The 23,954-nt window shown below is 72.9% G+C and carries 19 protein-coding genes; 12 read left to right on the forward strand and 7 right to left on the reverse strand.

What is annotated here, in order from left to right:
- Positions 1-3: 3 nt before the first annotated feature.
- Positions 4-957 carry an amidohydrolase family protein gene (locus HA073_RS09625; protein WP_240925652.1) on the reverse strand — a complete coding sequence of 318 codons (954 nt, stop codon included), beginning with the start codon at positions 955-957 and terminating at the stop codon, positions 4-6.
- 253 nt (positions 958-1,210) lie between these two features.
- On the opposite strand from HA073_RS09625, the gene HA073_RS09630 reads away from it, so the two are divergent.
- The gene (locus HA073_RS09630) at positions 1,211-2,215 is read left to right on the forward strand and encodes a 3-oxoacyl-ACP synthase III family protein (RefSeq protein WP_043323037.1); all 1,005 of its coding nucleotides are present in this window, start codon (positions 1,211-1,213) and stop codon (positions 2,213-2,215) included.
- 23 nt (positions 2,216-2,238) lie between these two features.
- On the opposite strand, the gene HA073_RS09635 is transcribed toward HA073_RS09630, so the two are convergent.
- Positions 2,239-3,333, reverse strand: coding sequence for a transposase (locus tag HA073_RS09635; protein ID WP_113973022.1), 1,095 nt, complete (start codon positions 3,331-3,333; stop codon positions 2,239-2,241).
- A gap of 140 nt (positions 3,334-3,473) precedes the next feature.
- Positions 3,474-4,169 (reverse strand): NAD(P)-dependent oxidoreductase, encoded by a 696-nt coding sequence (locus tag HA073_RS09640; protein ID WP_043323041.1) that lies wholly within the window; start codon positions 4,167-4,169, stop codon positions 3,474-3,476.
- A 128-nt stretch (positions 4,170-4,297) separates the two neighbouring features.
- On the opposite strand from HA073_RS09640, the gene HA073_RS09645 reads away from it, so the two are divergent.
- The gene (locus HA073_RS09645; RefSeq protein WP_043323043.1) at positions 4,298-4,972 is read left to right on the forward strand and encodes a TetR/AcrR family transcriptional regulator; all 675 of its coding nucleotides are present in this window, start codon (positions 4,298-4,300) and stop codon (positions 4,970-4,972) included.
- A 51-nt stretch (positions 4,973-5,023) separates the two neighbouring features.
- Here HA073_RS09645 and HA073_RS09650 read toward each other — a convergent pair whose 3' ends face one another.
- A complete protein-coding gene (locus HA073_RS09650; RefSeq protein WP_166456194.1) occupies positions 5,024-5,692 on the reverse strand; it encodes an NAD(P)H-dependent oxidoreductase in 669 nt (222 codons plus the stop codon).
- A gap of 190 nt (positions 5,693-5,882) precedes the next feature.
- Here HA073_RS09650 and HA073_RS09655 point away from each other — a divergent pair, with 190 nt between their 5' ends.
- Complete coding sequence (locus tag HA073_RS09655; protein WP_064445531.1) at positions 5,883-6,299, forward strand: DUF4440 domain-containing protein; 417 nt, start codon at positions 5,883-5,885, stop codon at positions 6,297-6,299.
- Positions 6,300-6,350: 51 nt separating this feature from the next.
- Here the strand turns inward: HA073_RS09655 and HA073_RS09660 are convergent, their stop codons facing one another.
- Both HA073_RS09660 and HA073_RS09665 read right to left on the reverse strand, forming a co-directional pair.
- The gene (locus HA073_RS09660; protein ID WP_166456195.1) at positions 6,351-7,355 is read right to left on the reverse strand and encodes a nitronate monooxygenase; all 1,005 of its coding nucleotides are present in this window, start codon (positions 7,353-7,355) and stop codon (positions 6,351-6,353) included.
- Between the two features lie 83 nt (positions 7,356-7,438).
- Positions 7,439-9,538, reverse strand: coding sequence for an MMPL family transporter (locus tag HA073_RS09665; protein ID WP_205796689.1), 2,100 nt, complete (start codon positions 9,536-9,538; stop codon positions 7,439-7,441).
- A 1,000-nt stretch (positions 9,539-10,538) separates the two neighbouring features.
- On the opposite strand from HA073_RS09665, the gene HA073_RS09670 reads away from it, so the two are divergent.
- Positions 10,539-12,233, forward strand: coding sequence for a LuxR C-terminal-related transcriptional regulator (locus tag HA073_RS09670; RefSeq protein WP_166456197.1), 1,695 nt, complete (start codon positions 10,539-10,541; stop codon positions 12,231-12,233).
- Between the two features lie 54 nt (positions 12,234-12,287).
- Here HA073_RS09670 and HA073_RS31010 read toward each other — a convergent pair whose 3' ends face one another.
- Positions 12,288-14,966, reverse strand: a complete 2,679-nt coding sequence (locus HA073_RS31010) for a helix-turn-helix transcriptional regulator (RefSeq protein WP_166456198.1) — start codon at positions 14,964-14,966, stop codon at positions 12,288-12,290.
- Between the two features lie 411 nt (positions 14,967-15,377).
- On the opposite strand from HA073_RS31010, the gene HA073_RS09680 reads away from it, so the two are divergent.
- From HA073_RS09680 to HA073_RS09715, 8 genes are read left to right on the forward strand one after another with little or no spacing between them, the layout of a single operon-like run.
- Positions 15,378-16,466, forward strand: coding sequence for a polyprenyl synthetase family protein (locus HA073_RS09680; protein ID WP_064445534.1), 1,089 nt, complete (start codon positions 15,378-15,380; stop codon positions 16,464-16,466).
- Positions 16,466-17,521 (forward strand): mevalonate kinase, encoded by a 1,056-nt coding sequence (mvk, locus tag HA073_RS09685; RefSeq protein ID WP_166456200.1) that lies wholly within the window; start codon positions 16,466-16,468, stop codon positions 17,519-17,521. Before HA073_RS09680 ends, mvk begins: the two co-directional genes overlap by 1 nt.
- Entirely contained in the window at positions 17,511-18,551 is a 1,041-nt protein-coding gene (mvaD, locus tag HA073_RS09690; RefSeq protein WP_240925625.1) for a diphosphomevalonate decarboxylase, read from the forward strand. Before mvk ends, mvaD begins: the two co-directional genes overlap by 11 nt.
- Positions 18,548-19,657 carry a phosphomevalonate kinase gene (locus HA073_RS09695; RefSeq protein WP_166456201.1) on the forward strand — a complete coding sequence of 370 codons (1,110 nt, stop codon included), beginning with the start codon at positions 18,548-18,550 and terminating at the stop codon, positions 19,655-19,657. The genes mvaD and HA073_RS09695 overlap by 4 nt, the downstream gene beginning before the upstream one ends.
- Entirely contained in the window at positions 19,654-20,736 is a 1,083-nt protein-coding gene (fni, locus tag HA073_RS09700; RefSeq protein ID WP_104112295.1) for a type 2 isopentenyl-diphosphate Delta-isomerase, read from the forward strand. The genes HA073_RS09695 and fni overlap by 4 nt, the downstream gene beginning before the upstream one ends.
- A complete protein-coding gene (locus tag HA073_RS09705) occupies positions 20,733-21,788 on the forward strand; it encodes a hydroxymethylglutaryl-CoA reductase (protein ID WP_113973015.1) in 1,056 nt (351 codons plus the stop codon). The genes fni and HA073_RS09705 overlap by 4 nt, the downstream gene beginning before the upstream one ends.
- Before the next feature lie 2 nt (positions 21,789-21,790).
- Positions 21,791-22,966 (forward strand): hydroxymethylglutaryl-CoA synthase, encoded by a 1,176-nt coding sequence (locus HA073_RS09710; RefSeq protein WP_104112296.1) that lies wholly within the window; start codon positions 21,791-21,793, stop codon positions 22,964-22,966.
- A 53-nt stretch (positions 22,967-23,019) separates the two neighbouring features.
- On the forward strand, positions 23,020-23,910 hold the full coding sequence (locus tag HA073_RS09715; RefSeq protein ID WP_166456202.1) for an aromatic prenyltransferase: 891 nt from the start codon (positions 23,020-23,022) through the stop codon (positions 23,908-23,910).
- Positions 23,911-23,954: the final 44 nt, after the last annotated feature.

The following is a 23,954-nucleotide window of genomic DNA, read 5'->3' on the forward strand; positions in this document are numbered from 1 at the left end:
TGGTCACTCTCCTGTCGAGGGGAAACGGGCGAACAGCTTCGCCGCGTTGGACCGGTTGACCGCGGCCCACCACCCCGGATCGAGGTCCGCGTGGCGCGCCACTCCCGCACCGATCGAGGCGCCGAAGGACTCCGGCATGAACGGGTAGTCGGAGCCGACCAGGACCCGTTCCGGATCGGCGAACAGCCGCAGCGAGGCGAGCGCGTGCCGGCCGCACATCGCCACGTCGAAGTAGAGGCGGCGGAGCACGGCGAGGGGATCGTCCGGCAGGCGGTCGGCGAGATCGCGGTTGATGACCGGGCCGTAGGTGAGCCGGTCGGCGTAGTAGGTGACCCCGCCGCCGCCGTGCGGCAGGATGATCCGCAGCTCGGGGAACCGCTCCAGCGTGCCGTTGTAGAGCAGCTGCGCCACCAGCCGCACCGTCTCGAACGGGAACTCGTACAGCGACAGCGGCAGCCCGAAGGCGGGCTGGCCGGTGGCCGGCGGCACCGCTGGGTGCACGAAGATCGGCGTACGCCGCCGCTCGGCCTCGGCCAGCAGCGGATCGAGCCGGCGGTCGCCGACGTAGAGCCCGTCGTAGTTGGTGAGCAGCCCGAGCCCGTCCAGGCCGAGCACGTCGATGGCGTGGACGAACTCCGCCACGCAGTCGTCGAGGTGGGGGAAGGGCAGCACCGCGAACGCGCCGAAGCGGCAGTCGCTGGCCGCCACGAACTCGGCCAGGTACTCGTTCAGCCGCCGCGCGAGAGCGCGGCTGCGGGCGCGGTCCAGCGGGGGTACGCCCGGCCACAGGCTGACGATCGCGGCGCGTATGCCCTGCCGATCCATCATGGCGAGGCTGCCCGCCCGGCTCCACGTGGGGCGGTCGACTCCGGAAAGAACAGTGGAACCGCCCAATTCGCGAAGCTCGGCCGCATAGAAATCGGGAATTATGTGATGGTGCACGTCGATGGCGTCCATCCACGGTGACCCGGCCGGACCGTTTACGGGTTTGGCGTCCACATCCGCATCGTGGTGACCGGATCGCGTCCGGCCAAGGCGGTGCGGGCGAATATGTCACGTCGGCTCCGCCGGTTGCCCTGCCCGCTGCGGTTGCCATACATTGACCACAGGTCTGGTCTGGAGGACCGTCGACACTATTCGCCGCGAAGTCGGTGCCCGTCCTTATCGCAATTTTCGCGTTCGACGGCTGGTGAAGAAATGGACCTGGCGCATGCTCACATATTCGCGTGGCGACCGGCCGATCGGTGTGCTCGGCACCGGCTCCTACCTGCCCGGCCGGGTGGTGACGAACGATGAGGCGGCCGAGCACGCCGGCGTGACCGGCGACTGGGTGTACGAGAAGACGGCGATCCGGCAGCGGCGGTGGGCCAAGCCGGACGAGGCGACCTCCGACCTGGCGATCGGCGCGGCGCGCGTCGCGCTCGCGGACGCCGGCGTCGATGCGGCGGACCTGGCGCTCGTCGTGGTGGCCACGTCGACGCCGGATTCGCCGCAACCACCCACGGCCAGCGTCGTCGCCCACGAGATCGGCGCCGGACGGGGTACCGCCGCGTTCGACGTCAACGCGGTGTGCAGCGGCTTCAGCTACGGGCTCGCGGTCGCCGAGCGGCTGGTGACCGCAGCGGGGGACCGGCCGGCGCTGGTGATCGGCGCGGACGTCTACTCGCGCATCCTGTCGCCGCAGGACCGCCGCACAGTGGTGCTGTTCGGCGACGGCGCGGGCGCCGCGGTGATCGGGGTCGGTGGCGCGCACCGGGTCGTGGCCACCCGGCTGCTCAGCTTCGCCGAGGCGCGCGGGCTGATCGGCGTGGCGGCCGGTGGCAGCCGCCTGCCGGCCTCGGAGCAGACGCTCCGCGACGGCTCGCACCACTTCCGGATGGACGGCCGGGGAGTACGCGAGTTCATCGACACGTACGTGGTCGCCGGCATCGCCGAGTTCCTGGCCGAGCACGGTGTGCCGCCGCACCGGCTCGGGCATCTGGTGCCGCACCAGGCCAACGGCCGGATCCTCGCCTCGATGGCGGAGCGGCTCGGGCTGCCCTTCGACCGCGTCGCCAGCACGTACACCGCCTACGGCAACACCGGCGCCGCCGCGGTGCCCATCACCTACGACCAGCTGTGCCGCTCCGGCCGGGTCCGCGCAGGTGACCTCGTGCTGCTCACCGCATTCGGCGGCGGGATGTCCATGGGGATGACCCTGCTCCAGGCCGGCTGAGCCGTCCGGGCGGGCGGCGCGCGTCAGGAGGTGCGCCGCAGGGCCGGCTCCGGCCGGCCGTGCGTCGCGAGCACCGTGTGCGCCGCCGACGCCAGCGTCACGTGGCGGTGCCAGCCCCGGTACGAGCGGCCGGTGAAGTCGCGCAGTCCCACCTGGTCGCCGGTGGACTCCAGGTCGTCGGTGACCCGCCGGACCAGCGCCGCCCGGCGGACCAGGTCGGCGAGGCCGATGTCGCCGCGACTGGTCAGCCACAGCTGGCCGGGCTCACCGCGCCCCGGCGCGCTCAGCTCCACCAGAAGCAGGGGATCGTAGCTGCGGGTGCTGGGCAGCCGAACCGCGACGGTGCCGGCCAGCACCGGCGGGCGCGCCGTGAGCCCGAAGACCGGCCGGCGCTGGTGCCGTACGGTCGCCGCCAGGTCGCCGGCCGGCTCGGCGGTGGCGCCGGCGGCCGGGACCAGCCGCAGGCCGGCGGGCACCCGGACCAGCACCGGCGCTCCGGCGGCCCGTAACCGGCGGACCACCGCCTCGACGTCCATCTCCCGCGCGTCCACCACGACCAGCTCGCCGGCCGGCGCCCCCAGTTCCAGGTACGCCTCGACGGTGCAGGCGCCCAGCGACTGGGCGACCAGGTCGTCCGGGATGGCCGCGCGCCGGCGGCGCTTCTCGTCGGACAACCAGTCCTCGTTGAGGTGCAGCCGCCAGTTGACCGGCGTGACGACGCTCGTCGAGGCCGCCCAGAGACCAACCGCGTGCTGCGCGTTGAGGGACTGCCCCAGGCCCGGCGAGTACCGGCGGCCGACGCCCACCGAGTGCGTCCCGGCCTTGCGGATCAGGGTCGGTTGCAGCACCCAGGTCCGGGCCCCGCTGATCCGCGTGACGTGGCGGGCGAGCGCCCGCCGGACCGGCATCCAGTCCCAGGTGGAGTCGCTGACGAAATGGTGCAGCGCCTGCTCCGCGGCGGGTTCCGTGGAGATCGCGGCGATGTTGCGGATCGACTTGCGTCCCCGGGCCAGCAGCAGCCCGCGGACGTACTCCCGGCCGCGCCGTCGCTGATCGCTGCGCGGCAGCCCGGCCAGGATGTCGTCGCACAGATCCGTCAGGTCCTCGTCCAGCAGCATCCTGCCTCCTCGCGGCGCGGCGGCGAATGCACACGAGCTTGGAACCCGCGGCGAGGATGGTCGAGGTGCTGGCGGCACCGCCCTCGGGGCCACAGTGGTTGGCCGAGGCGCAGGTCGCCGGGAGGCCCGCGGGGCGGGCGTCACTTGCCGATGTGCAGCGCCTCCCGGATGAACATCTGCGCGAAGGTCGGCGCGCCGGTGGTGGTGACCACGTCGATGAACTGGCCGACGTGGAGGTCCTCGGTCGCCTCCCGGACGAGCAGGTCGGCCAGGTCGGTGCGGGAGGTGAACCGGCCGGGGAGCCGGCGCGGCTCGGCCCGGTAGTCGGTGACGCCGTCACCGTCGAAGAGGCCGGCCGGACGAATGACCGTCCAGTCCAGACCGCTTTCCGACACCACCTTCTCCATCCGCGCCATGTCCTCGTAGACGGTGCGTCCCATCCGCAGCAGGATCGGTGCGATGATCTTCTTGAACGTGAACGTCTCGCCCTCGGCGTGCTCGCCGCTGGTGCCGGTCGACGTCACGCAGACCAGCCGGCGCAAACCGTGGGCCCGCATCGCGGCGATCATGTTGGCGGCGCCCTCGGAGTAGGTTCGCACCGTCTCCTTCGTGTACGGCACACCCAGCGTCGAGATCACCGCCTGCTGGCCGGCGACGGCGGCGTCGACAGCCGCGGCGTCCAGCACGTCGGCGCCCACCACCCGCAGGTTCTCGCCCCGCACCGGGAAGGACTCCGGACGCCGGGTCACTGCTGTGACGACGTGGCCCCGGGCCATTGCCAGCTCGGTGGCCAGCCGGCCGGTGGGGCCGTTCGCGCCGAACACCACGAGTCTCATCTGGCCCCACCTCTTCGTCGGCGCGAGGGTCGAACGACGGTCCAGCAGTCGAACAATGTTCCGGTGCCCGACCAATGTACTACGCTCACGGGCGGAACAGGCAGATTTCGGGCGAGGCGGGTGACGGGATGGCGGAGCGGAGCCGGAGCCTGTGGCTGCGGACGACGTCGGCGCGGCCCGACCCGCCGCTGACCGTCGAGCGCATCACCGCCGCCGCGGTCGAGCTGCTGGACGAGGACGACGTCGGGCAGCTCACCATGCGCCGCCTCGCCGACCGCCTCGGCGTCGGCACGACCACGCTCTACTGGCACGTGGACACCAAGGAGGACGTGATCGACCTCGCGGTCGACGCGGTGTTCGCCGCCACGCCGCCACCGCCACCCGGCGACGACTGGCGGGCGGACGTCACGACGCTGCTGACCGAGCGCCGTGCCGCGCTGCTGCGGCACCCCTGGTCGGCGGTGATGCGACGTCGTCCCGCGGTCGGCCCCGGCTTCCTGTCCTGGATGGAGTTCCTCCAGGCCACCCTGACCCGCGCCGGGTTCACCTCCCGGGACGTCACCGCGGCGAGCTGGGTGCTCTACAGCCACGTCCAGGGCTCCGCGGCCAGCCAGGCCACGCTGCGGTGGTCGGCGGCCGAACGCCGGGAGGGCCAGCTGATGCTGGAGCGGCACAGCGCCAGCTATCCCACACTGGCCGCGCAGCGGCACCTGCTCGACGACGACTGGGACACGAACTTCGCGCTCGGGCTGGCGTACGTGCTCGACGGTCTGACCGCCCGCGCCGCAGCCGGCGCCACCTGAGGCCGGACACGCCGAACCGGCCCGCGCCGGGCGGGCCGGTTCACGTCGAAGTCAGAGGCCGAACTTCTCCGCCAGCAGCCGGCGGTCCACGTACCTGATCGCCGACGTGGTCTGCTCGCGGCCGATCTTGTACGCGGTGGCCACCTCGACCAGCCGCAGCGCCTGGTACTCGAGGGCGGCGAGGTTGTCCTCGTGGACGTTGTTCGCCTCGTGCCGGGAGACGCTGCACGTGCCGTACGGCGCGCCGTTGTTCGGCAGGCCGAGCACCTCGACGCTGGAGCCGTTCGGGACGATCAGCGAACCCCAGTGGCAGATGCAGTTGTGCAGCGCCAGGATGGCCGCCTGCTGCCCGGCGTGCGGCATCGAGCCGGACGCGAACACGGACACCACCTTGTTCGCCAGGTCACCCGGAATGGCGACCGGTCCGGAGTGGTCGATGAAGTCGAGGATCTGCGGAGCCGGCAGCCCGTAGTGCACCGGCGTGCCGATCATGATGGCGTCCGCCGCGACCAGGTCCGCGAGCGTGGCCACCGGGACGTCCGCGGTCTCGGCGTTGAGCTCGGCGTACGCCTTGTGGTCGAGCACCATCGGGCTGGGCAGGTCGGGCACCTTGTAGAGCTGCGCCTCCGCGCCCGCCTTCACCGCCGCAGCCGCCGCGGCCGCGGCCATCTGGTAGGTATTCCCGCTGCGGGAGTGGAAGATGATTGCCACCTTGATCACAGGAACGCTCCTCACGAGTCGATGCGCCTGGGCACCGCATGGACCATCTACGGGCATCCTGTCCGCCGCGCCCCGCCCGGCAAACGGCGCGGATCTTAGTTAGTCACCTCGATGTCCGCCGGGGCCGCGACCTGACAGAACCGGCCCGTCGTCGTTGACCGGTCCGTCCCGGTCCGGGTGTGCTGCGCCCATGTCGAACGCTTCCGCGGAACCGCCCGCCGCACCCACCGACCCCGCCGCGCTCCTGCCCCTGTTCGAGCGCGCGTTCAACAACCGCGATCTCGACCAGCTGGAGCAGCTCTACGAGCCGGACGCCCTGCTGATCCTCGCCCCCGGCACGGTCCTGACCGGCGACCAAAGGCGCGCGCGCAGCCGGGAGGAGCAGCACTTCCTGCCGATCAAGGTGGCCGTCCGCCACCAGTACGTCACCGGCGACATCGCCCTGGTGATCAACGACTACGTCCACGAGGGAACCGGACCCGACGGCACCCCGATCCGGATCGAGGGCACCGCCGTCGACGTGCTCCGGCGCGGCGCGGACGGCGCCTGGCGCTGCGTCATCAGCAACCCCGCCGGACTGGGCGCCGCCGGTCCCACCGCACCCTGACCACTGTCGACACCGGGCCGCAGCGGCGCCGGTGACCGGCCGGCCGGACGGTCAGCCCGTCAATCGGGCGACGATGTCGGCGGCCGGGCCCGGCACGGCGGACGCGAAACCGGTCCCGGCCCACAGGTTCAGCGCCTCGGCGTCACCGAGACGTGCCGCCGCGGCCCGGATCGGCGCGGTCAGGTGGTGCACCGCCGGATAGGCGACCGGCGCCGCCGCGGAGTAGGCGTCGGTGAAGCGGTTGGCCAGGGCCCGCGCCGGATGACCGGTGAACGCCCGGGTGACAACGGTCCGGCGGAAGTCGCCGGAGAGCATCGCGGCGCGCTGCGCCGGCCGGGTGCCGGCCTCGTCGGCGAGCAGGAACGCGGTGCCGCTCTGCACCGCCGCCGCGCCGGCCGCGCGCAGCCGCGCGACATCCTCGGCGGACGAGGTTCCGCCGGCCACGACGACCGGCAGGTCCGTGACCGACCGTACGGCGGCGAGCAGGTCCCGCGCCTCGCCGCGCGGCCGGTAGCCGGACGGATCGGTGGTCGAGGCGTGCCCGCCCGCCGTGCCCGCCTGCGCGACGAGCGCGTCCGGTCCGGCGGCGACCGCCCGGCGGGTCTCGTCGGCCGAGGTGACGGTGATCAGCACGTGGCATCCGGCGTCGCGCAGCGCCCGCACCACGCCCGCCGGCGGTACGCCGAACGCGAAGCTCACGAGCGGGACCGCGTACGCCACCGCCAGGTCCACCTTCGCGGCGAAGTGGTCGTCGTCGTGCCCGCGCGGCGTCGGCAGGTCCACCCCGTACCGCTGCGCCTCCGGCAGCAACAACCGGCGGTACGCCTCCACCCGCGCCGGGTCCGGCTCGGCCGGGGTCGGCACGAAGATGTTGAGCCCGTACGGCACGCCGGCCGCGCGCGTCGCGCGTACCTGGTCCTCGACGGCCTCGGGGGTCTGGTAGCCGGCGGCGAGGAAGCCGACCGAGCCGGCCCGGGCGGCGGCGGTGACCAGCGCCGGGTTCGACGGACCTCCGGCCATCGGGGCGACCACGAGGGGAGGGAGCAGCTCGGTCATGGCGTGACCCTACGTCGGTTCCGGACGACAGCGAGTGCGGGGAACCCCGTCCAGGGGTTCCCCGCACCCTGTGGGGGAAGGGCTCAGATCCGGGCCGCTTCCTCGACCCCGGCCGGGGGAACCGGGGCCGTCTTCGCCCGCCGTCCGGGCATCCACCAGTTGGCCTTGCCGCACAGCTCCATCACCGCCGGGACGAGGATCATCCGGACGATGGTGGCGTCCACGAACACCGCCACCGCCATGCCCAGGCCGACCTGCTTGACCGAGACGTCGGGGCCGAGCATGCCGGTGGTGAACACGGCGATCATGATGGCGGCGGCCGCCGTGATCACCTTGGCGGTACGGGCCAGACCGCGGGTCACGGCACGGCGGGTGTCGCCGGTGCGCTCGTACTCCTCACGGATCCGCGAGATCAGGAAGACCTCGTAGTCCATGGAGAGGCCGAACAGCAGCGGGAACATCATCATCGGCACCCATGTCGTGATCGGCATGGAGGTGGGGAAGCCGAGGGCGGACCCGAGCCAACCCCACTGCACGATCGCCACCAGCACACCGAACGAGGCGCCGATGGACAACAGGTTCATCACCGCCGCCTGCAGCGCGATCGTGACCGACCGCACCAGCACGACGAGCAGCAGCAGGGACAGCAGGATGACCACGGTGATCATCACGGGCAGCCGGGAGCTGGTCTCCTCGGCGAGGTCGATCGCGCCGGCGTTCGGGCCGCCGAGATAGACCTCTCGGCCGCCGGACGCCGCGGGGAGCACGTCGTCGCGCAGCTTGTGCACCAGGTCCGCGGTGGCCTCGTCCTGGGCGCCGGTGCGGGGGAAGGCCATGAAGACGGCGGCCTGCCCGTCCTGGCTGATCCGGGGCGGCGTCGCGTACGCCACGCCCTCGGTGCCGCTCACCGCGGCGACGACCGGACCGAGGTCGCTGTTTCCGTCGCCGACCTCGGCGGCGAAGATCAGGGGAGCGCCGTAGCCGGGGCCGAAGCCCTCGGACAGGATCTCGTGCGAGGTGTAGCTGCTGCGGTCGCGGGGCTGGACGCTGGCGTCGGGCAGGCTCAGCCGCATCGACAGCAGCGGCGCGGTCAGCACCAGCAGGATGGCGGTTGCCCCGAGCGCGGCGATGACCGGGCGGCGCTGCACCACGCCGGCCCAGCGTTCCGCGAGCGTGCGGCGCTCCTGCTTCGGCGCGTCGGAGCCGGCCTGCCGAAGGGGGCCCCGGCGCGGTACGCGCAGACCCTGGATCTTGTAGCCGGCGAAGCCCAGGAAGGCCGGCATCAGCGTGACCGCGGCGATCATCGTCACCAGCACCGTCGCCGAGGCCCCGAGCGCGACGCCGTTCATCATCTTCTGGCCCATGGCGATCAGGCCCAGCAGCGCGATCATCACGGTGGTGCCCGCGAAGAGGACCGCGTGACCGGCGGTGGTGATGGCCTTGACCGTGGCGCTCTCGGGATCGTCCCCCTCCACCAGGCTGTCCTTGAAGCGGGTGAGGATGAACAACGCGTAGTCGATGCCGACGCCGAGGCCGATCAGCACGGCGATGAGCACCGTGAAGTCCGGTGAGGGGACCAGGTGTCCGACGAGCTTCATCAGCGCGACGCCGCCGAGCACCGCCAGCAGCGCGGTGACGATCGGCAGGCCCATCGCCACCAGCGAGCCGAACGCGAGGAACAGGATCACCGCGGCGGTCACCACGCCGACCGCCTCGGCCGGACCCTGCGGGGGTGTCTCCGCCTTCTCCGCCCGCTCGCCGCCCAGCCCCAGCGTCACGCCGTCGCCGGAGGCGTCCTTGACCGTGTCGACGAGTGGCTTGGCCTCGGCCTTCTCCACGTCCATCGAGGTCAGCGGGATCGTCGTCCGGGCGATGCGGCGGTCGGCGGTGACCAGGTTGCGGTCGTCGTAGGGCGAGACGATCGGCCCGGTCACCGGTGAGGCGTCCAGGTCGGAGATGACCTTCTCGATCTTCTGCCGCGCCGCCGGGTCGTCGATGCCCCGCTCGGCCTTGATGGCGAGGGTGAGCGTGTCGCCCCGCTGCTCGGGGAAGTGCTTCTCGATCAGGGCCTGCGCCCGTGCGGAATGGGAGTCCCCGCCGGAGTAGACGTTGTCCGGGGCGGCGCCGTAGCGGAAGCCCAGGAACGCCAGGGCGATGACGCCGACGATCCAGGTCAGGAGCACCAGTCGACGACGCCGGTAACAGAACCGCGCCAATCCCGCCAGAGCTCCGTCTGTGCGGGGAGTCTCGGTAGGCATCATCTTCTCCTCAAGTCAATAAGCGCTCTACCTAATGGTCGTGAACAGGCACTTCTGTGTCGCCGTACGGATGCAGGCACTTCCTGGACGTCGCTACCACGGTTGCGGTACTCCATTTGCAGTACACCTGTCGGTATCCGGTCAGCGCCGTATCCTGCGCTTTCTCTGTCGGCAGAGCGGTGCGGCGACCCGCCGCCGTCGACCGCCCGCGGGAGCGGTCGCGTCCGGACCGGGCAGGAGTGACGCCGTGTTCCGGTCGGAGCTTGTTTCACCTGGTCACGATGGTGCTGGACGTTCGGCCGGCCGGTCCGGGACGGTCCGCGGCGAGGGCTGTTTCGGTCATGCGTGCGAGTTCTGCCAATCGTGGCATTGTTTAGGTAAGTCCGATATCAGCGGGATGCTGCCTGATATATGACGGCTGCGCCGGGGCCTGCCGGATAGTTATGATGAGCGACGACGGTGATCGATGGCAAATGTGGTTGCTGTGGGGTAGCGTCATCGACCGAGTCCAGGCTTTTCTTGAGCTGTGTGCGCATATTCCGGGGGGATTATGACAACGGGACGGCCGCGGGAGAACGAGGCGACAGCCGCAGCACGAAATCCGGTGTGCGCCGCCGGGGGGCCGGTGTCCCAGCCGGGGGGCGGAGGGAGCGACGAGCAGGTCCTGCGCGAGATCCTCGGGGTCGACGTGCACCGCGAGCTGATTGACTTCGCGGGCGGTGCCGGCGGAAATCCGCACCTGGTCGCCGAACTGGCGCGCGGGCTCGCCGAAGAGGGATTGATCCGGGAGAGAAATGGTCGGGCGGAATTGGTTTCCCGTCGAATTCCCCGGCGTGTGCTGAGTTTTGTCATGCGGCGATTGAATGACGTGAGCGCCGGCTGCCAGCAGTTTCTGAAGGTTGCCGCCGCATTGGGCAGATCCTTCATGCTGGAGGACGTCTCGAGAATGCTGGGCAGATCGTCGGCGGCCCTGCTCCCGCCGGTGGACGAGGCGATCGCCTCGGGCTTCGTCGTGGCCGCCGAGCATCAGCTCGCCTTTCAGAGCGATTTCCTGCTGCGCGGCATCATCGAAGCCATTCCCGGGCCCGCCCGCGACGCCTTACGACGTGAGGCGATGAGCCTTTCCGGGCGACGCAGCCCGGTGGGCGACCAGAATCGCCGGATGGACGCCGCGACTGCCGCGCCGGTGAGCGCGGCCGGAGAGGACGCCACCGGATCCTGTTCCCGCGCGCACCGCCTGATCATGAGCGGGAACGCCGAGGCCGGCGTCCGTGTCGCCGAGGCGGTTCTCGCCGGCCCGGCCGCGTCGCCCGCCGCCCGGCGTGACGCGCAGGCGTGTCTGGTGCTGGCCGATCTCCTGCTCGGCGGCGAGGGCACCGATCCGCTGACCGAGGCGATCCTGCGGGAACGCGACGCCGAGTCCGGTGACGCCGCGCTGGCGATGGCGCTGACCGCCCGGTCCACCGGGCTGTGGTCGGCGGGAAAGCTGGCGGAGGGCCTGAAGCTGGGACGGGCGGCGGTGCGGGCCGGCGCGGAGGCCGAACCGGTGTGGCGTCTGCACGCCCAGCTCGCGCTCGCCGGCAAACTCGCGAACCTGCGTGAGTTCGACGAGGCCGAGGCGCTGATCAACGAGGCGGAGGCCGGCCTGCGCGGACTGCCCGCGCCGATCTGGACGGCCGCGCCGGCGGTGATGCGGTCCCGGCTGCTGCTGCAGGCCGGGCGGATCGGGGACGCGCGCCGGGAGGCGGCGCTGGCCACCGCCGCCGTGGCCGGGGACGCGGTGCCCATGCTGCGGCCCCTCGCCTACGCGGTGCTCAGCACCGCCTCCTTCTACATGGGCGACGTGCCCGCCGCGATCGAGTACCTCAGGCGGGGGCAGGAGGACGCGGACCGCCACGTGGTCCTCGACTCGGTGCAGTACTCGTGGGCGGAAGTGCTGATCACGGTCAAGCAGGAGGGCCCGCGGGCCGCCGCCCGGCTGCTGGCGGGCAAGCACCGCCGCCTGCCGACGCGACGCCGCCTTTACGTCGAGGTGCCGAGCGCCGCCGCCTTCCTGGTCCTGCTCGCCCGCGACGTGGACGACCGTGACCTCGAACGCCGCGTCCTCGCCACGGTGGACGGACTGGCCGCCGACAATCCCGGGATCCAGGTCGTCAGCCTCACCGCCATGCACGCCCACGCGCTGGCGAACAGCGCCCCGGCGGCTCTGGCGCTCATCATCGTGCAGTCACGGGACCCGATCTCGGTGGCGCTGGCCACCGAGGAGCTCGCCAAGCTCTACGCCGCGCAGGCCCAGGCGGGGGGACGGCCGGTGACGCCGGCCCGCGCCGAGGAAACCGGCGTCCCACCGGCGAGCTGCTGGTCGACCCTGTCCGACATGGAGCAGCGGATCGCCTACCTGGTGAGCGTGGGCCTGACGAACCGGCAGATCGCCAAGCAGGTCCACCTGTCCGCGCACACCGTCAACTACCACCTGCGGAAGGTCTACCGGAAGCTGGGCTTCAACACCCGGGCCGAGCTGGCGCACGCCGCGGCCACCTACTCCAGCCGTGCGGCGATCTATTCGATGACCGGCGAGCCGGACTGGGACACGGGCTCCGTGACCGGCAAGGCCAGCTAAACCGCGTCTCCGGCGTCCGCCGGCTGAACCGCGCCCGTCCGCCGGACGGCCCGCTCAGCCGGCGGACGCCGGCTGGCGTGGGGTGGCCAGCGCCGGCCGGACCGCCTCGTGCGCGATGAAGCAGCGGGTCAGTTCGACCCGGCTGTTGATGTCGAGCTTGGAGAAGACGCGCCGCAGGTGGCTGTCGACGGTGTGCGGGGACAGGAACAGCGAGCTCGCCGCCTCACGGTTGGTCATCCCGTCCACGATGGCCCGCACGACCCGCAGCTCCGCGCTGGTCAGGCTCTCCCACCCGGACCGGGGCCGGTCCGGGACCAGCGGGCGGACGTTGTGCGCGGGCACACCACGCAGCTCGGCCTCCACGCGGTCCAGGTCGCGTCGCGCGCCGCACTCGCGGTAGGCGTCCGCCGCGGCTTCGAGGAGCCGGGTGGCCTCGGCCCGGTCCCGGGTGCCGCGGGCCGCGTCCTCCACCGCGCCGGCCGCGGCCAGCGTACGGCCGGCGAGCCGGTGCAGATCCGCGGCCCGCAGCAGTGCCGCCGGATCGTCGCGCAGCAGACCCGCGGCGTGCTCGGCCGCCGCCGCCAGCGACTGGACGAACGGATTGCCGCGGGCGACGCGCCGGGCGACCTCCACGGCCCGCTCGGCCTCCGCGTCGAGCCCGGCCCGGCGGGCGTGGCGGACGAGCGCCGCCGCCGCGGCCGGCGCCTCGGTGAACAGCAGCGGATCGGGTACGACCTGCCCGGCGACGTTGATCAACGTCTGCACCATCATCGCCGGACGGCCGCTGGCCGCGTGGAACCGGGCCAGCGCCCAGTCCATCCGCGCCGTGTCGTCGGCGCCGGCCAGCCGCTCGGCCGCCCGCAACTGGTCGCTGGCCGTGGCGAGGTCACCGCGGTGCACGCTCAGGTGGGCCAGGACCAGGCGCGCCGGTACGCAGTCGGCCGGCCGGGCGCGATCGGCGGCTCGCAGCGCCGCCTCCGCCTCGGCGCGCGCCTCCTCCAGCCGTCCCGCCGCCGCCAGCAGCTCGGCCCGGTGGCCGCGCCGGAGCGTCTCCGAGCCGGTGTGGCAGGACTCCCGCGTCGTCGGCCGTACGGTGTCCAGCACCGCCTGCGCCTCGTCGCGCTGATCGGCCGCGGCCAGTGCCCGGACCAGCCAGGTCCACAGCGGCCGCCCGCCGGGCGCGCAGCCCGGCGACGGGGTCCCGGGCTCCGGCCCGGCGGGCGACGCGCCGCCCAGGCACTTCGTGACGTCCGCGAGCGCCCGGTCCAGCTTGGCCCGGTCCAGCTCGCACACGTCGTGGCGGGCGCGCGTGCGCCGCAGGAAGCCGGCCGCCAGGCGGTGGCTGCCGGCGGCCCGCATGCCGTGGCCCAGTTCGAGCACGAGTTGCGTCTCGACGTCCGCCGGGAGGTCGCGGCGCAGGATCACCTCCGCGAGGCGGCCGGCCTCGGTGGGCCGTCCCGCCCCGGCCAGCAGGCGCAGCGCACGGGCCAGCGCCCGCGGCGCCTCGGCGGACCTGTTCTCCAGGTGGGACACGGCCTCCGCCACCACCTCGTCGCACCCGCACCGGCCGGAGCGCGGCGCCGGCCCGGCCGCCGCGACGGGCATCGCCGCCTCCGGCGCGGAGCGGGCGACGCGTACGCCGGCGGGGGAGTGGGGCGGACCGAGCCGCCCGCGCGGGGCCGGGCCGTCCGCCACGTCGCCCGCCGCCGGCGCGGTGGCGGGCTCGGCGCGCTCCGGTCGCGGGTACGCGGCGTGCCGAAGCGCCTCGCCGACGACCTGGTGGGCGAAGGTCAGCTCCGCGCCGTCGCGCCGCAGCAGCCCGACCCGTACCGCCTCGTCGATCGCGGCGGACACGTCGGCGGCCGGCCCGTCGAGCAGGCCCGTCACCCGGTCGGCGGGGAACGTGTGGCCGAGCCGGCCGGCGGCCGCGAGCAGGCGCCGCAGCGGGGGCGGCATCTCCTCCAGCAGCCCGTGGACGGCGGTGAGGACACCGTCGGGCAGCCCGTCGGACACCACCGACGCGGCGCCGTCCACGATGATCATCTGGCCGGCCTTGATGAACGCACTGAACACGTTCTCCATCACCTTCGGGTTGCCGCCGCAGCGGGCCGCCCAGCGCAGGACGGAGGTGTCCGGCCGGGCGCCGAGGAGGCCGGCGCACAGGTCGGCCACCGCCTTCTCGCCCGGCTCGCGCAGCCGTACCCGTACCGCGACGTGCTCGGCCAGCCAGTCGACGGCGTGCTGGGCGATCGACCCGGCGGCGACCGGCCGTCGGGCCAGCAGCCAGAGCACCGGCGAGGACGCCAGCCGCGGCACGAGTCCGCGCAGGGCGAGGGCGCTGACGTCGTCGATGCGCTGGGCGTCGTCCAGGGCGACCACGAGCGGACGCCGGCGCGCCGCGACCTCGACCAGATCGCCGACCCGGTCGATCAGCCAGAACGGGTTGGCGCCCGGGACGGCGAGCTGCTCGACCGCCGCTTCGCCGGGCATCGCGTGGCGCAGGAAATTGACCAGCAGGTGAACGGGCACCGGCTGGTCCGTGACGCTTGCCCGCCCGGCCACCACTGTCAGCCCGCGGGCTGCCGCCTCCAGGCCGGTGACCTTCAGCAGGTGGGTCTTGCCGATGCCGAACGGCCCGTCGACCACGACGCAGCCGCCGGAACCTCGCACGGTGGCGTCGAGCAGTTCCCCCAATGAGGACAATTCCCGCTCGCGCCCCGCCATGCGATTCATGATGACCATCCTGTTTTTCCTCTGCTGAATCGTCCGACGCGCGCCGCGAGTCGAGGTCCTCGGGCGTTCGACCGTCCGTTCTGGACAGTTGAACGCCGGATCGGTGCGGGCTACTCAGTTATACGGGATCTGCGGCCGTTCGTCGGCGACGTCGCTGGCAGCGCCCACTACTCGCGTGAGTAGTGGGCACGGTGACGGAGTGCGATTACTGTCAGGCCATGCCGGAATCGGCATGCCGGCGCGGACGAAATGGCGGCGCCGATGGGGAGATCGGCGTCGTTTCCGCGCCGGCGGGACCGTCCGGAACGGAATCGACTGATCGCGGCTCGACGTGACTGGTCCAGCGAATCCAGGGGAGTCCGAGATGCGTGAGTGTAATGGTGAATGCCGCCTCGATCGGGAGACCCGGGCATGACCGTCGGACATCTCGGGACGGTCACCGACTCGGCGCCCGTCGACGCCGCGCTGCGGGACTTCTTCGCCGAGCGGCGCGCCGAGGCCCGCGAGCTGGGCGACGACTTCGCGGCCCTGGTCGCCGAACTGGAGAGCTACGTGCTGCGGGGCGGCAAGCGCATCCGGCCCGCCTTCGCCTGGCTGGGCTGGATCGGCGCCGGCGGCGACCCGGAGGACCCGGTGGCCGGCGCGGTGCTGAACGCCTGCGCCGGGTTCGAGCTGCTGCACGCGTCCGGCCTGATCCACGACGACATCATCGACGCGTCCCAGACCCGCCGCGGCCATCCCGCCGCGCATGTCGCGTACGCCGAACGGCACCGGGCGCGGCGCTTCTCCGGTGACCCGGGCACGTTCGGCACCGGCACCGCCATCCTGATCGGCGACCTGGTCCTGATCTGGGCCGACGTCCTGGTCCGCGCCTCCGGCCTGCCGGCCGACGCGCACGTGCGGGTTTCGCCGGTGTGGTCGGCGGTGCGCTCCGAGGTCATGTACGGCCAGCTGCTCGACCTGATCAGCCAGGTCAGCCGGAGCGAGGACGTCGACGCGGCGCTGCGCATCAACCAGTACAAGACCGCCTCGTACACGGTGGAGCGCCCACTGCAGTTCGGCGCCGCGATCGCCGGCGCGGACGACGACCTCTTCGCCGCCTACCGCGCCTTCGGCGCCGACATCGGCATCGCGTTCCAGCTCCGTGACGACCTGCTCGGCGTGTTCGGCGACCCGGTGGTGACGGGCAAGCCGTCCGGCGACGACCTGCGGGAGGGCAAGCGGACGGTCCTGCTCGCCACGGCGCTCAAGCGCGCCGACGAACGGGACCCGGACGCGGCGGCCTACCTGCGGGCCAAGGTCGGCACCGACCTCGCCGACGAGGAGATCGCCCGCATCCGTGGCATCTTCCGCGACGTCGGCGCGGTCGAGGAGATCGAGCGGCAGATCTCGCTGCGCACCGACCGGGCGCTGGCCGCGCTGGAGGCCAGCAGCGCCACCGCCCCCGCGAAACATCAGCTCGCCGACATGGCGATCAAGGCCACCCAGCGGGCCCAGTGATGTCCACGGAACCGGTGACCGTCGTCGCCCGCCGCGTCCTCGACGACAGGGGTGACGGAGCGGTCCGCCTCGGCGCCGGCCGCGCCCACGGCAAGGCCATCCTGCTGGGCGAGCACGCCGTCGTGTACGGCGCGCCGGCGCTCGCCGTCCCGGTGCCGCAACTGACCGCCGTGGCGAAGGCGCGCCGGGTCGGCGGCGACGGCCCGGACGAGATCTCGTTCGCCATCGCCGGGCTGGAGAGCCCGGAGGTGACGTCGCTGCCGACCGACGGTCTGCAGCACCTGGTGACGGAGTTCCGGCAGCGGGCCGCCGTCACCGAGCCGATGCGCGTCGACGTGCTCGTGGACTGCGCGATCCCGCAGGGCCGGGGGCTCGGGTCGAGCGCCGCCTGCGCCCGCGCCGCGGTGCTGGCCCTCGCGGACGCGTTCGACCGCCGCCTCGACGCCGGCACGGTGTTCGATCTGGTGCAGGCCTCGGAGAACGTGGCGCACGGCCGGGCCAGCGGCATCGACGCGCTGGCCACCGGCGCGACCGCGCCGCTGATCTTCCGCGACGGCGTCGGCCGGGAACTGCCGGTCGCCATGGCGGGCTCCGCGCGGCTGTCCGACCCGGCCGGGTTCGACGCGGTGCTCGTCATCGCGGACAGCGGCGTCAGCGGCAGCACCAGGGACGCGGTGGAGTTGCTGCGTGGGGCCTTCGAACGCTCCCCGCGCACGCGCGACGAGTTCGTCAGCCGGGTCACCAGCCTGACCGAGGCGGCGGCGCACGACCTGCTTCAGGGCCGGGTCGCCGAATTCGGCGCGCGGCTGACCGAGAACCACCGGCTGTTGCGTGACGTGGGGGTCAGCACCGACCGGATCGACCGGATGGTCGACGCCGCGCTCGCCGCGGGCAGCCCGGGCGCCAAGATCAGTGGCGGTGGGCTGGGCGGCTGCATGATCGCGCTGGCCGGGGACCGCCGGGAGTCCGCGGCGGTGGTGCGCGGTGTCCGGCAGGCGGGCGCCGTCCGCACCTGGGTCGTCCCGATGGGGAGGTTCGCCGGCCATGACGACTGACCACCGGACGCAGCAGTCCACGCCGGCGCTGGACCGGCGGGCGACCGCGGTGGCCCATCCGAACATCGCACTGATCAAGTACTGGGGCAAGCGCGACGAGCAGCTCATGATCCCGTACGCCGACAGCCTGTCGATGACGCTCGACATCTTCCCGACCACCACCACCGTCCGGATCGACAGCGGCGCGCCGGCCGACGAGGTGGTCCTCGACGGCTCACCCGCCGGCGGCGAGCGGCGACAGCGCGTCGTCGCCTTCCTGGACCTGCTGCGGCAACTGGCGGGGCGCACGGAACGGGCCCACGTCGACACCCGCAACTCGGTACCGACCGGCGCCGGCCTGGCGTCCTCGGCGAGCGGATTCGCCGCCCTCGCGCTCGCCGGCGCCGCCGCGTACGGCCTCGACCTGGACGCCACCGCGCTGTCCCGGCTGGCCCGGCGGGGGTCCGTGTCGGCCTCCCGGTCGGTCTTCGGCGGCTTCGCGATCTGCCACGCGGGCCCCGGCGCCGGGGCCGCCGCGGACCTCGGCTCCTACGCCGAGCCGGTGCCGGTCGCGCCGTTCGACGTCGTGCTGGTGGTCGCCATCGTCGACGCCGGGCCGAAGGCGGTGTCGAGCCGTGAGGGGATGCGGCGGACCGTCCGGACCTCGCCGCTCTATCCGTCGTGGGTGGCCTCCGGCCGGGCCGACCTGGCCGAGATGCGGACCGCGCTGCTGCGGGGCGACCTGGACGCCGTCGGCGAGATCGCCGAACGCAACGCCCTCGGCATGCACGCCACCATGCTGGCGGCCCGGCCGGCGGTGCGCTACCTGGCGCCGGTCACGGTGGCCGTGCTCGACAGCGTGCTGCGCCTGCGCGCCGACGGCGTCGGCGCCTACGCCACCATGGACGCGGGACCGAACGTCAAGGTGCTCTGCCGCCGTGCCGACGCCGACCGGGTGGCCGACACCCTGCGCGACGTCGCGCCGGGCTGCGCCGTGGTCGTCGCCGGACCGGGCCCGGCGGCCGCGCCGGACCCGGGCAGCCGGCCGTGACCGGGTCGGGCGCCGTGCGCCACCACGCGCCGGGCAAGCTGTTCATCGCCGGTGAGTACGCGGTGCTGGAGCCGGGTCACCCGGCGCTGCTGGTGGCTGTCGACAGGGGAGTGGACGTCACCGTCTCCGGCGCCGACGCCCACCTCGTGGTCGACTCCGACCTCCGCCCGGACCGGGCGCGCCTGCGGTGGCAGGGCGGCCGGCTCGTCGCCGCGGACGACGGGCAGCCGGCGCCCGCCGACCTCGGCGCCGTGACCTCCGCGATCGAGGTGGTCGGTGAACTCCTGGCCGGGCGCGGACTGCGCCCGCTGCCGATGCGGGTGGCGATCACCAGCCGGCTGCACCGGGCCGGGACGAAGTTCGGGCTCGGGTCGAGCGGGGCGGTGAGCGTCGCCACGGTGACCGCCGTGGCCGCGTACCACGGGGTGGAGCTGTCGCTCGAATCGCGGTTCCGGCTGGCGATGCTGGCGACGGTGCGCGACGGCGCCGACGCCTCCGGCGGTGACCTGGCCGCGAGCGTCTGGGGCGGCTGGATCGCCTACCAGGCGCCCGACCGCGCCGCCGTACGCGACATGGCGCGGCGGCGCGGCGTGGAGGAGACGATGCGCGCGCCCTGGCCGGGCCTGCGGGTCCGGCGGCTGCCACCACCGCGTGGCCTCGCGCTGGAGGTGGGCTGGACCGGGGAGCCGGCCAGCAGCAGCGCGCTGACCGGGCGGCTGGCCGCCTCCCGGTGGCGGGGCAGCGCCGCGCGGTGGAGTTTCACCAGCCGCAGCCAGGAGTGCGTACGCACCGCGATCGACGCGCTGGAGCGGGGCGACGACCAGGAACTTCTGCACCAGGTCCGGCGGGCCCGGCACGTGCTCGCCGAGCTGGACGACGAGGTCCGGCTCGGCATCTTCACCCCCCGCCTGACGGCGCTGTGCGACGCCGCCGAGACCGTCGGCGGCGCGGCCAAACCGTCCGGCGCCGGCGGCGGCGACTGCGGCATCGCGTTGCTGGACGCCGCGGCCGCGACGCAGACCGCGCGGCTGCGCGAGCAGTGGGCCGCCGCCGGGGTGCTCCCCATGCCGATCCAGGTCCACCAGACGAACGGGAGCGCGCGATGATCGCCAACCGCAAGGACGACCACGTCCGGCTCGCCGCCGAGCAGCAGGACCGGCTCGGCGGTCACCACGAGTTCGACGACGTGTCGTTCGTGCACCACGCACTGGCCGGCATCGACCGGTCCGACGTCTCGCTGGCCACCTCGTTCGGCGGCATCGACTGGCCGGTGCCACTGTGCATCAACGCGATGACCGGCGGCAGCACCAAGACCGGCCTGATCAACCGGGACCTGGCGATCGCGGCCCGGGAGACCGGCGTACCCGTCGCGACCGGGTCGATGAGCGCCTACTTCGCCGACGAGTCGGTGGCCGAGACGTTCAGCGTGATGCGCCGGGAGAACCCGGACGGGTTCATCATGGCCAACGTCAACGCCACCGCCTCCGTCGAGCGGGCCCGGCGGGCCGTCGACCTGATGCGGGCCGACGCGCTGCAGATCCACCTGAACACCATCCAGGAGACGGTGATGCCGGAGGGGGACCGGTCGTTCGCCGCCTGGGGACCGCGGATCGAACAGATCGTCGCCGGCGTCGGTGTCCCGGTGATCGTCAAGGAGGTCGGCTTCGGGCTCAGCCGCGAGACGCTGCTGCGGCTGCGGGACATGGGTGTCCGGGTGGCCGACGTCGCCGGCCGGGGCGGCACGAACTTCGCCCGGATCGAGAACGACCGGCGCGACGCCGCCGACTACTCCTTCCTCGACGGGTGGGGGCAGTCGACACCCGCCTGCCTGCTCGACGCCCAGGGCGTCGACCTGCCCGTGCTGGCCTCCGGCGGGGTCCGTCACCCGCTCGACGTGGTCCGTGGGCTGGCGCTCGGCGCCGGCGCCGCCGGGGTGTCCGGGCTGTTCCTGCGGACGCTCCTGGACGGCGGCGTGCCGGCGCTGCTGTCGCTGATCTCCACCTGGCTCGACCAGATCGAAGCCCTGATGACCGCCCTCGGCGCGCGCACACCGGCCGACCTGACCCGGTGCGACCTGCTGATCCAGGGACGGCTGAGCGCGTTCTGCGCGGCCCGGGGCATCGACACCCACCGCCTCGCCACCCGCTCCGGCGCCACCCACGAGATGATCGGAGGCATTCGATGAACGACGCCATCGCCGGTGTGCCCATGAAATGGGTGGGTCCCGTGCGGATCTCGGGCAACGTGGCACAGGTCGAGACGGAGGTCCCGCTCGCCACGTACGAGTCGCCGCTGTGGCCGTCCGTGGGCCGGGGCGCGAAGATCTCCCGGCTGGTCGAGGCGGGCATCGTCGCCACGCTCGTCGACGAGCGCATGACCCGCTCGGTGTTCGTGCGCGCCAAGGACGCGCAGACCGCCTACCTGGCCTCGCTGGAGGTCGACGCGCGGTTCGACGAGCTGCGCGACATCGTGCGCACCTGCGGCAGGTTCGTCGAGCTGATCGGGTTCCACCACGAGATCACCGCGAATCTGCTGTTCCTGCGGTTCAGTTTCACCACCGGTGACGCGTCCGGGCACAACATGGCGACGCTGGCCGCCGACGCGTTGCTGAAGCACATCCTGGACACCATTCCGGGAATCTCGTACGGCTCGATCTCGGGCAACTACTGCACCGACAAGAAGGCCACCGCGATAAACGGCATTCTCGGCCGGGGCAAGAACGTGGTCACCGAACTGGTGGTGCCACGGGAGATCGTCCACGACAGACTGCACACGACGGCGGCCGCGATCGCCCAGTTGAACGTGCACAAGAACATGATCGGCACATTGCTCGCCGGCGGTGTCCGCTCGGCCAACGCGCACTACGCGAACATGCTGCTCGGGTTCTACCTGGCGACCGGGCAGGACGCCGCGAACATCGTCGAGGGCTCCCAGGGCGTGACGGTCGCCGAGGACCGCGACGGCGACCTCTACTTCTCCTGCACGCTGCCCAACCTGATCGTGGGCACCGTCGGCAACGGCAAGGGTCTCGGCTTCGTGGCGGAGAACCTGGAACGGCTCGGCTGCCGCGCCGCGCGTGATCCGGGCGAGAACGCCCGGCGGCTCGCGGTCATCGCGGCCGCGACGGTGCTCTGCGGCGAACTGTCCCTGCTCGCCGCGCAGACCAACCCGGGCGAGCTGATGCGGGCGCACGTCCGGCTCGAACGCCCGACCGAGACCACGAAGATCGGAGCCTGACGATGGCCGCGAGACCCGCCGTCGGCATCCACGACCTGTCCGCCGCGACGACGCACCACGTGCTGACGCATGCCACGCTGGCCGCTACCAACGGCACCGACGTGGCCAAGTACCACCGGGGCATCGGCCTGCGGGCGATGAGCGTGCCCGCCCCGGACGAGGACATCGTGACCATGGCCGCTGCCGCCGCCGCGCCGGTCGTCGCCCGCCACGGCACCGACCGGATCCGGACCATCGTGTTCGCCACCGAGTCGTCGGTCGACCAGGCGAAGGCGGCCGGGATACACGTCCACTCCCTGCTCGGCTTCCCCTCGGCCACCCGGGTGGTCGAGCTGAAGCAGGCCTGCTACGGCGGTACGGCGGGACTGCAGTTCGCCGTCGGCCTGGTGCACCGCGACCCGTCGCAGCAGGTCCTGGTGATCGCCAGCGACGTGTCGAAGTACGCGCTGGGCGAGCCCGGCGAGGCGACCCAGGGCGCCGCGGCGGTCGCCATGCTCGTCGGCGCGGACCCGGCGCTGGTACGCGTCGAGGACCCGTCGGGCATGTTCACCGCCGACGTCATGGACTTCTGGCGGCCGAACTACCGCACCACCGCCCTGGTCGACGGGCACGAGTCCATCTCCGCCTACCTGCAGGCGGTGGAGGGCTCGTGGAAGGACTACACCGAGCGCGGCGGCCGCGCGCTGGACGAGTTCGGCGCGTTCTGCTACCACCAGCCGTTCCCCAGGATGGCCGACAAGGCGCACCGGCACCTGCTCAACTACTGCGGGCGCGACGTCGACGACGCGCTGGTCGCCGGCGCCATCGGGCACACCACCGGGTACAACGCCGAGATCGGCAACAGCTACACCGCGTCGATGTACCTCGGGCTCGCGGCGCTGCTCGACACCGCCGACGACCTGAGCGGCCGGACCGTCGGCTTCCTCAGCTACGGGTCCGGCAGCGTCGCCGAGTTCTTCGCCGGCACCGTCGTGCCCGGGTACCGCGAGCACACGCGACCCGACCAGCACCGCGCGGCGATCGACCGGCGGCAGGAGGTCGACTACGACACGTACCGGGAGCTGCACGAGCACGCCTTCCCGGTCGACGGCGGTGACTATCCCGTGCCGGCGGTGACCACCGGCCCGTACCGGCTGGCCGGGCTCTCCGGCCACAAGCGCGTCTACGAGCCGCGATAGCGACCGGCCAACGCCGGGCGCCCCCGACCGAACGACACATGCTTGGAGGATCGATGTCCGGAACTCCCGAGGTGGCCGATCTCTATTCGACCATCGAGGAATCGGCCCGGCAGCTGGACGTGCCCTGTTCGCGCGACCGGGTCTGGCCCGTCCTGTCCGCGTACGGCGACGCGTTCGCGCATCCCGAGGCGGTGGTCGCCTTCCGGGTGGCGACCGCGCTGCGTCACGCGGGCGAGCTGGACTGCCGGTTCCGGACGCATCCGGACGACCGGGACCCGTACACCTCGGCGATCGCCCGGGGCCTCACCCCGCGGACCGACCACCCCATCGGCGGCCTGCTCGCCGAGGTGCACCGGCGCTGCCCGGTGGAGAGCCACGGCATCGACTTCGGGGTGGTCGGCGGCTTCAAGAAGATCTACGCGGCCTTCGCCCCGGACGAGTTGCAGGTGGCCTCGGCGCTCGCCGGCATCCCGGCGATGCCCCGCAGTCTCGCCGCGAACGCCGGGTTCTTCACCCGGCACGGTCTCGACGACCGGGTCGGCGTGCTGGGCTTCGACTACCCGGCCCGGACCGTGAACGTCTACTTCAACGACGTACCGCGCGAGTGCTTCGAGCCGGAGACGATCCGGTCGACGCTGCGGCGGACCGGGATGGCCGAGCCGAGCGAGCAGATGCTGCGGCTCGGCGCCGGGGCGTTTGGGCTCTACGTGACGCTGGGCTGGGACTCCCCGGGGATCGAACGGATCTGCTACGCCGCGGCGACAACGGATCTGACCACGCTTCCCGTACCCGTGGAACCGGAGATCGAGAAGTTCGTGAAAAGCGTTCCGTACGGCGGCGGGGACCGCAAGTTCGTCTACGGCGTGGCGCTGACCCCGAAGGGCGAGTACTACAAACTCGAGTCGCACTACAAATGGAAGCCGGGCGCGGTGAACTTCATTTGAACACCCGCCGGTGCCGCCCGGCCGGCGGCACCGGGATCAATGCC

The organism is Micromonospora sp. CMU55-4 (genome assembly GCF_011602315.1).
Classification (GTDB): domain Bacteria; phylum Actinomycetota; class Actinomycetes; order Mycobacteriales; family Micromonosporaceae; genus Micromonospora; species Micromonospora chalcea.

Bases quoted from the DNA above. Each gene is read 5' to 3' on its own strand.
- HA073_RS09635 (WP_113973022.1), bottom strand. From the start codon at position 3,333: ATGCTGCTGGACGAGGACCTGACGGATCTGTGCGACGACATCCTGGCC.
- HA073_RS31010 (WP_166456198.1), bottom strand. From the start codon at position 14,966: ATGAATCGCATGGCGGGGCGCGAGCGGGAATTGTCCTCATTGGGGGAA.
- HA073_RS09710 (WP_104112296.1), top strand. From the start codon at position 21,791: ATGGCCGCGAGACCCGCCGTCGGCATCCACGACCTGTCCGCCGCGACG.
- HA073_RS09705 (WP_113973015.1), top strand. From the start codon at position 20,733: ATGAACGACGCCATCGCCGGTGTGCCCATGAAATGGGTGGGTCCCGTG.
- mvk (WP_166456200.1), top strand. From the start codon at position 16,466: ATGTCCACGGAACCGGTGACCGTCGTCGCCCGCCGCGTCCTCGACGAC.
- mvaD (WP_240925625.1), top strand. From the start codon at position 17,511: ATGACGACTGACCACCGGACGCAGCAGTCCACGCCGGCGCTGGACCGG.
- HA073_RS09655 (WP_064445531.1), top strand. From the start codon at position 5,883: ATGTCGAACGCTTCCGCGGAACCGCCCGCCGCACCCACCGACCCCGCC.
- HA073_RS09715 (WP_166456202.1), top strand. From the start codon at position 23,020: ATGTCCGGAACTCCCGAGGTGGCCGATCTCTATTCGACCATCGAGGAA.
- HA073_RS09630 (WP_043323037.1), top strand. From the start codon at position 1,211: ATGCTCACATATTCGCGTGGCGACCGGCCGATCGGTGTGCTCGGCACC.
- HA073_RS09645 (WP_043323043.1), top strand. From the start codon at position 4,298: ATGGCGGAGCGGAGCCGGAGCCTGTGGCTGCGGACGACGTCGGCGCGG.
- HA073_RS09640 (WP_043323041.1), bottom strand. From the start codon at position 4,169: ATGAGACTCGTGGTGTTCGGCGCGAACGGCCCCACCGGCCGGCTGGCC.
- HA073_RS09660 (WP_166456195.1), bottom strand. From the start codon at position 7,355: ATGACCGAGCTGCTCCCTCCCCTCGTGGTCGCCCCGATGGCCGGAGGT.
- HA073_RS09625 (WP_240925652.1), bottom strand. From the start codon at position 957: ATGGACGCCATCGACGTGCACCATCACATAATTCCCGATTTCTATGCG.
- fni (WP_104112295.1), top strand. From the start codon at position 19,654: ATGATCGCCAACCGCAAGGACGACCACGTCCGGCTCGCCGCCGAGCAG.
- HA073_RS09670 (WP_166456197.1), top strand. From the start codon at position 10,539: ATGCTGGAGGACGTCTCGAGAATGCTGGGCAGATCGTCGGCGGCCCTG.
- HA073_RS09680 (WP_064445534.1), top strand. From the start codon at position 15,378: ATGACCGTCGGACATCTCGGGACGGTCACCGACTCGGCGCCCGTCGAC.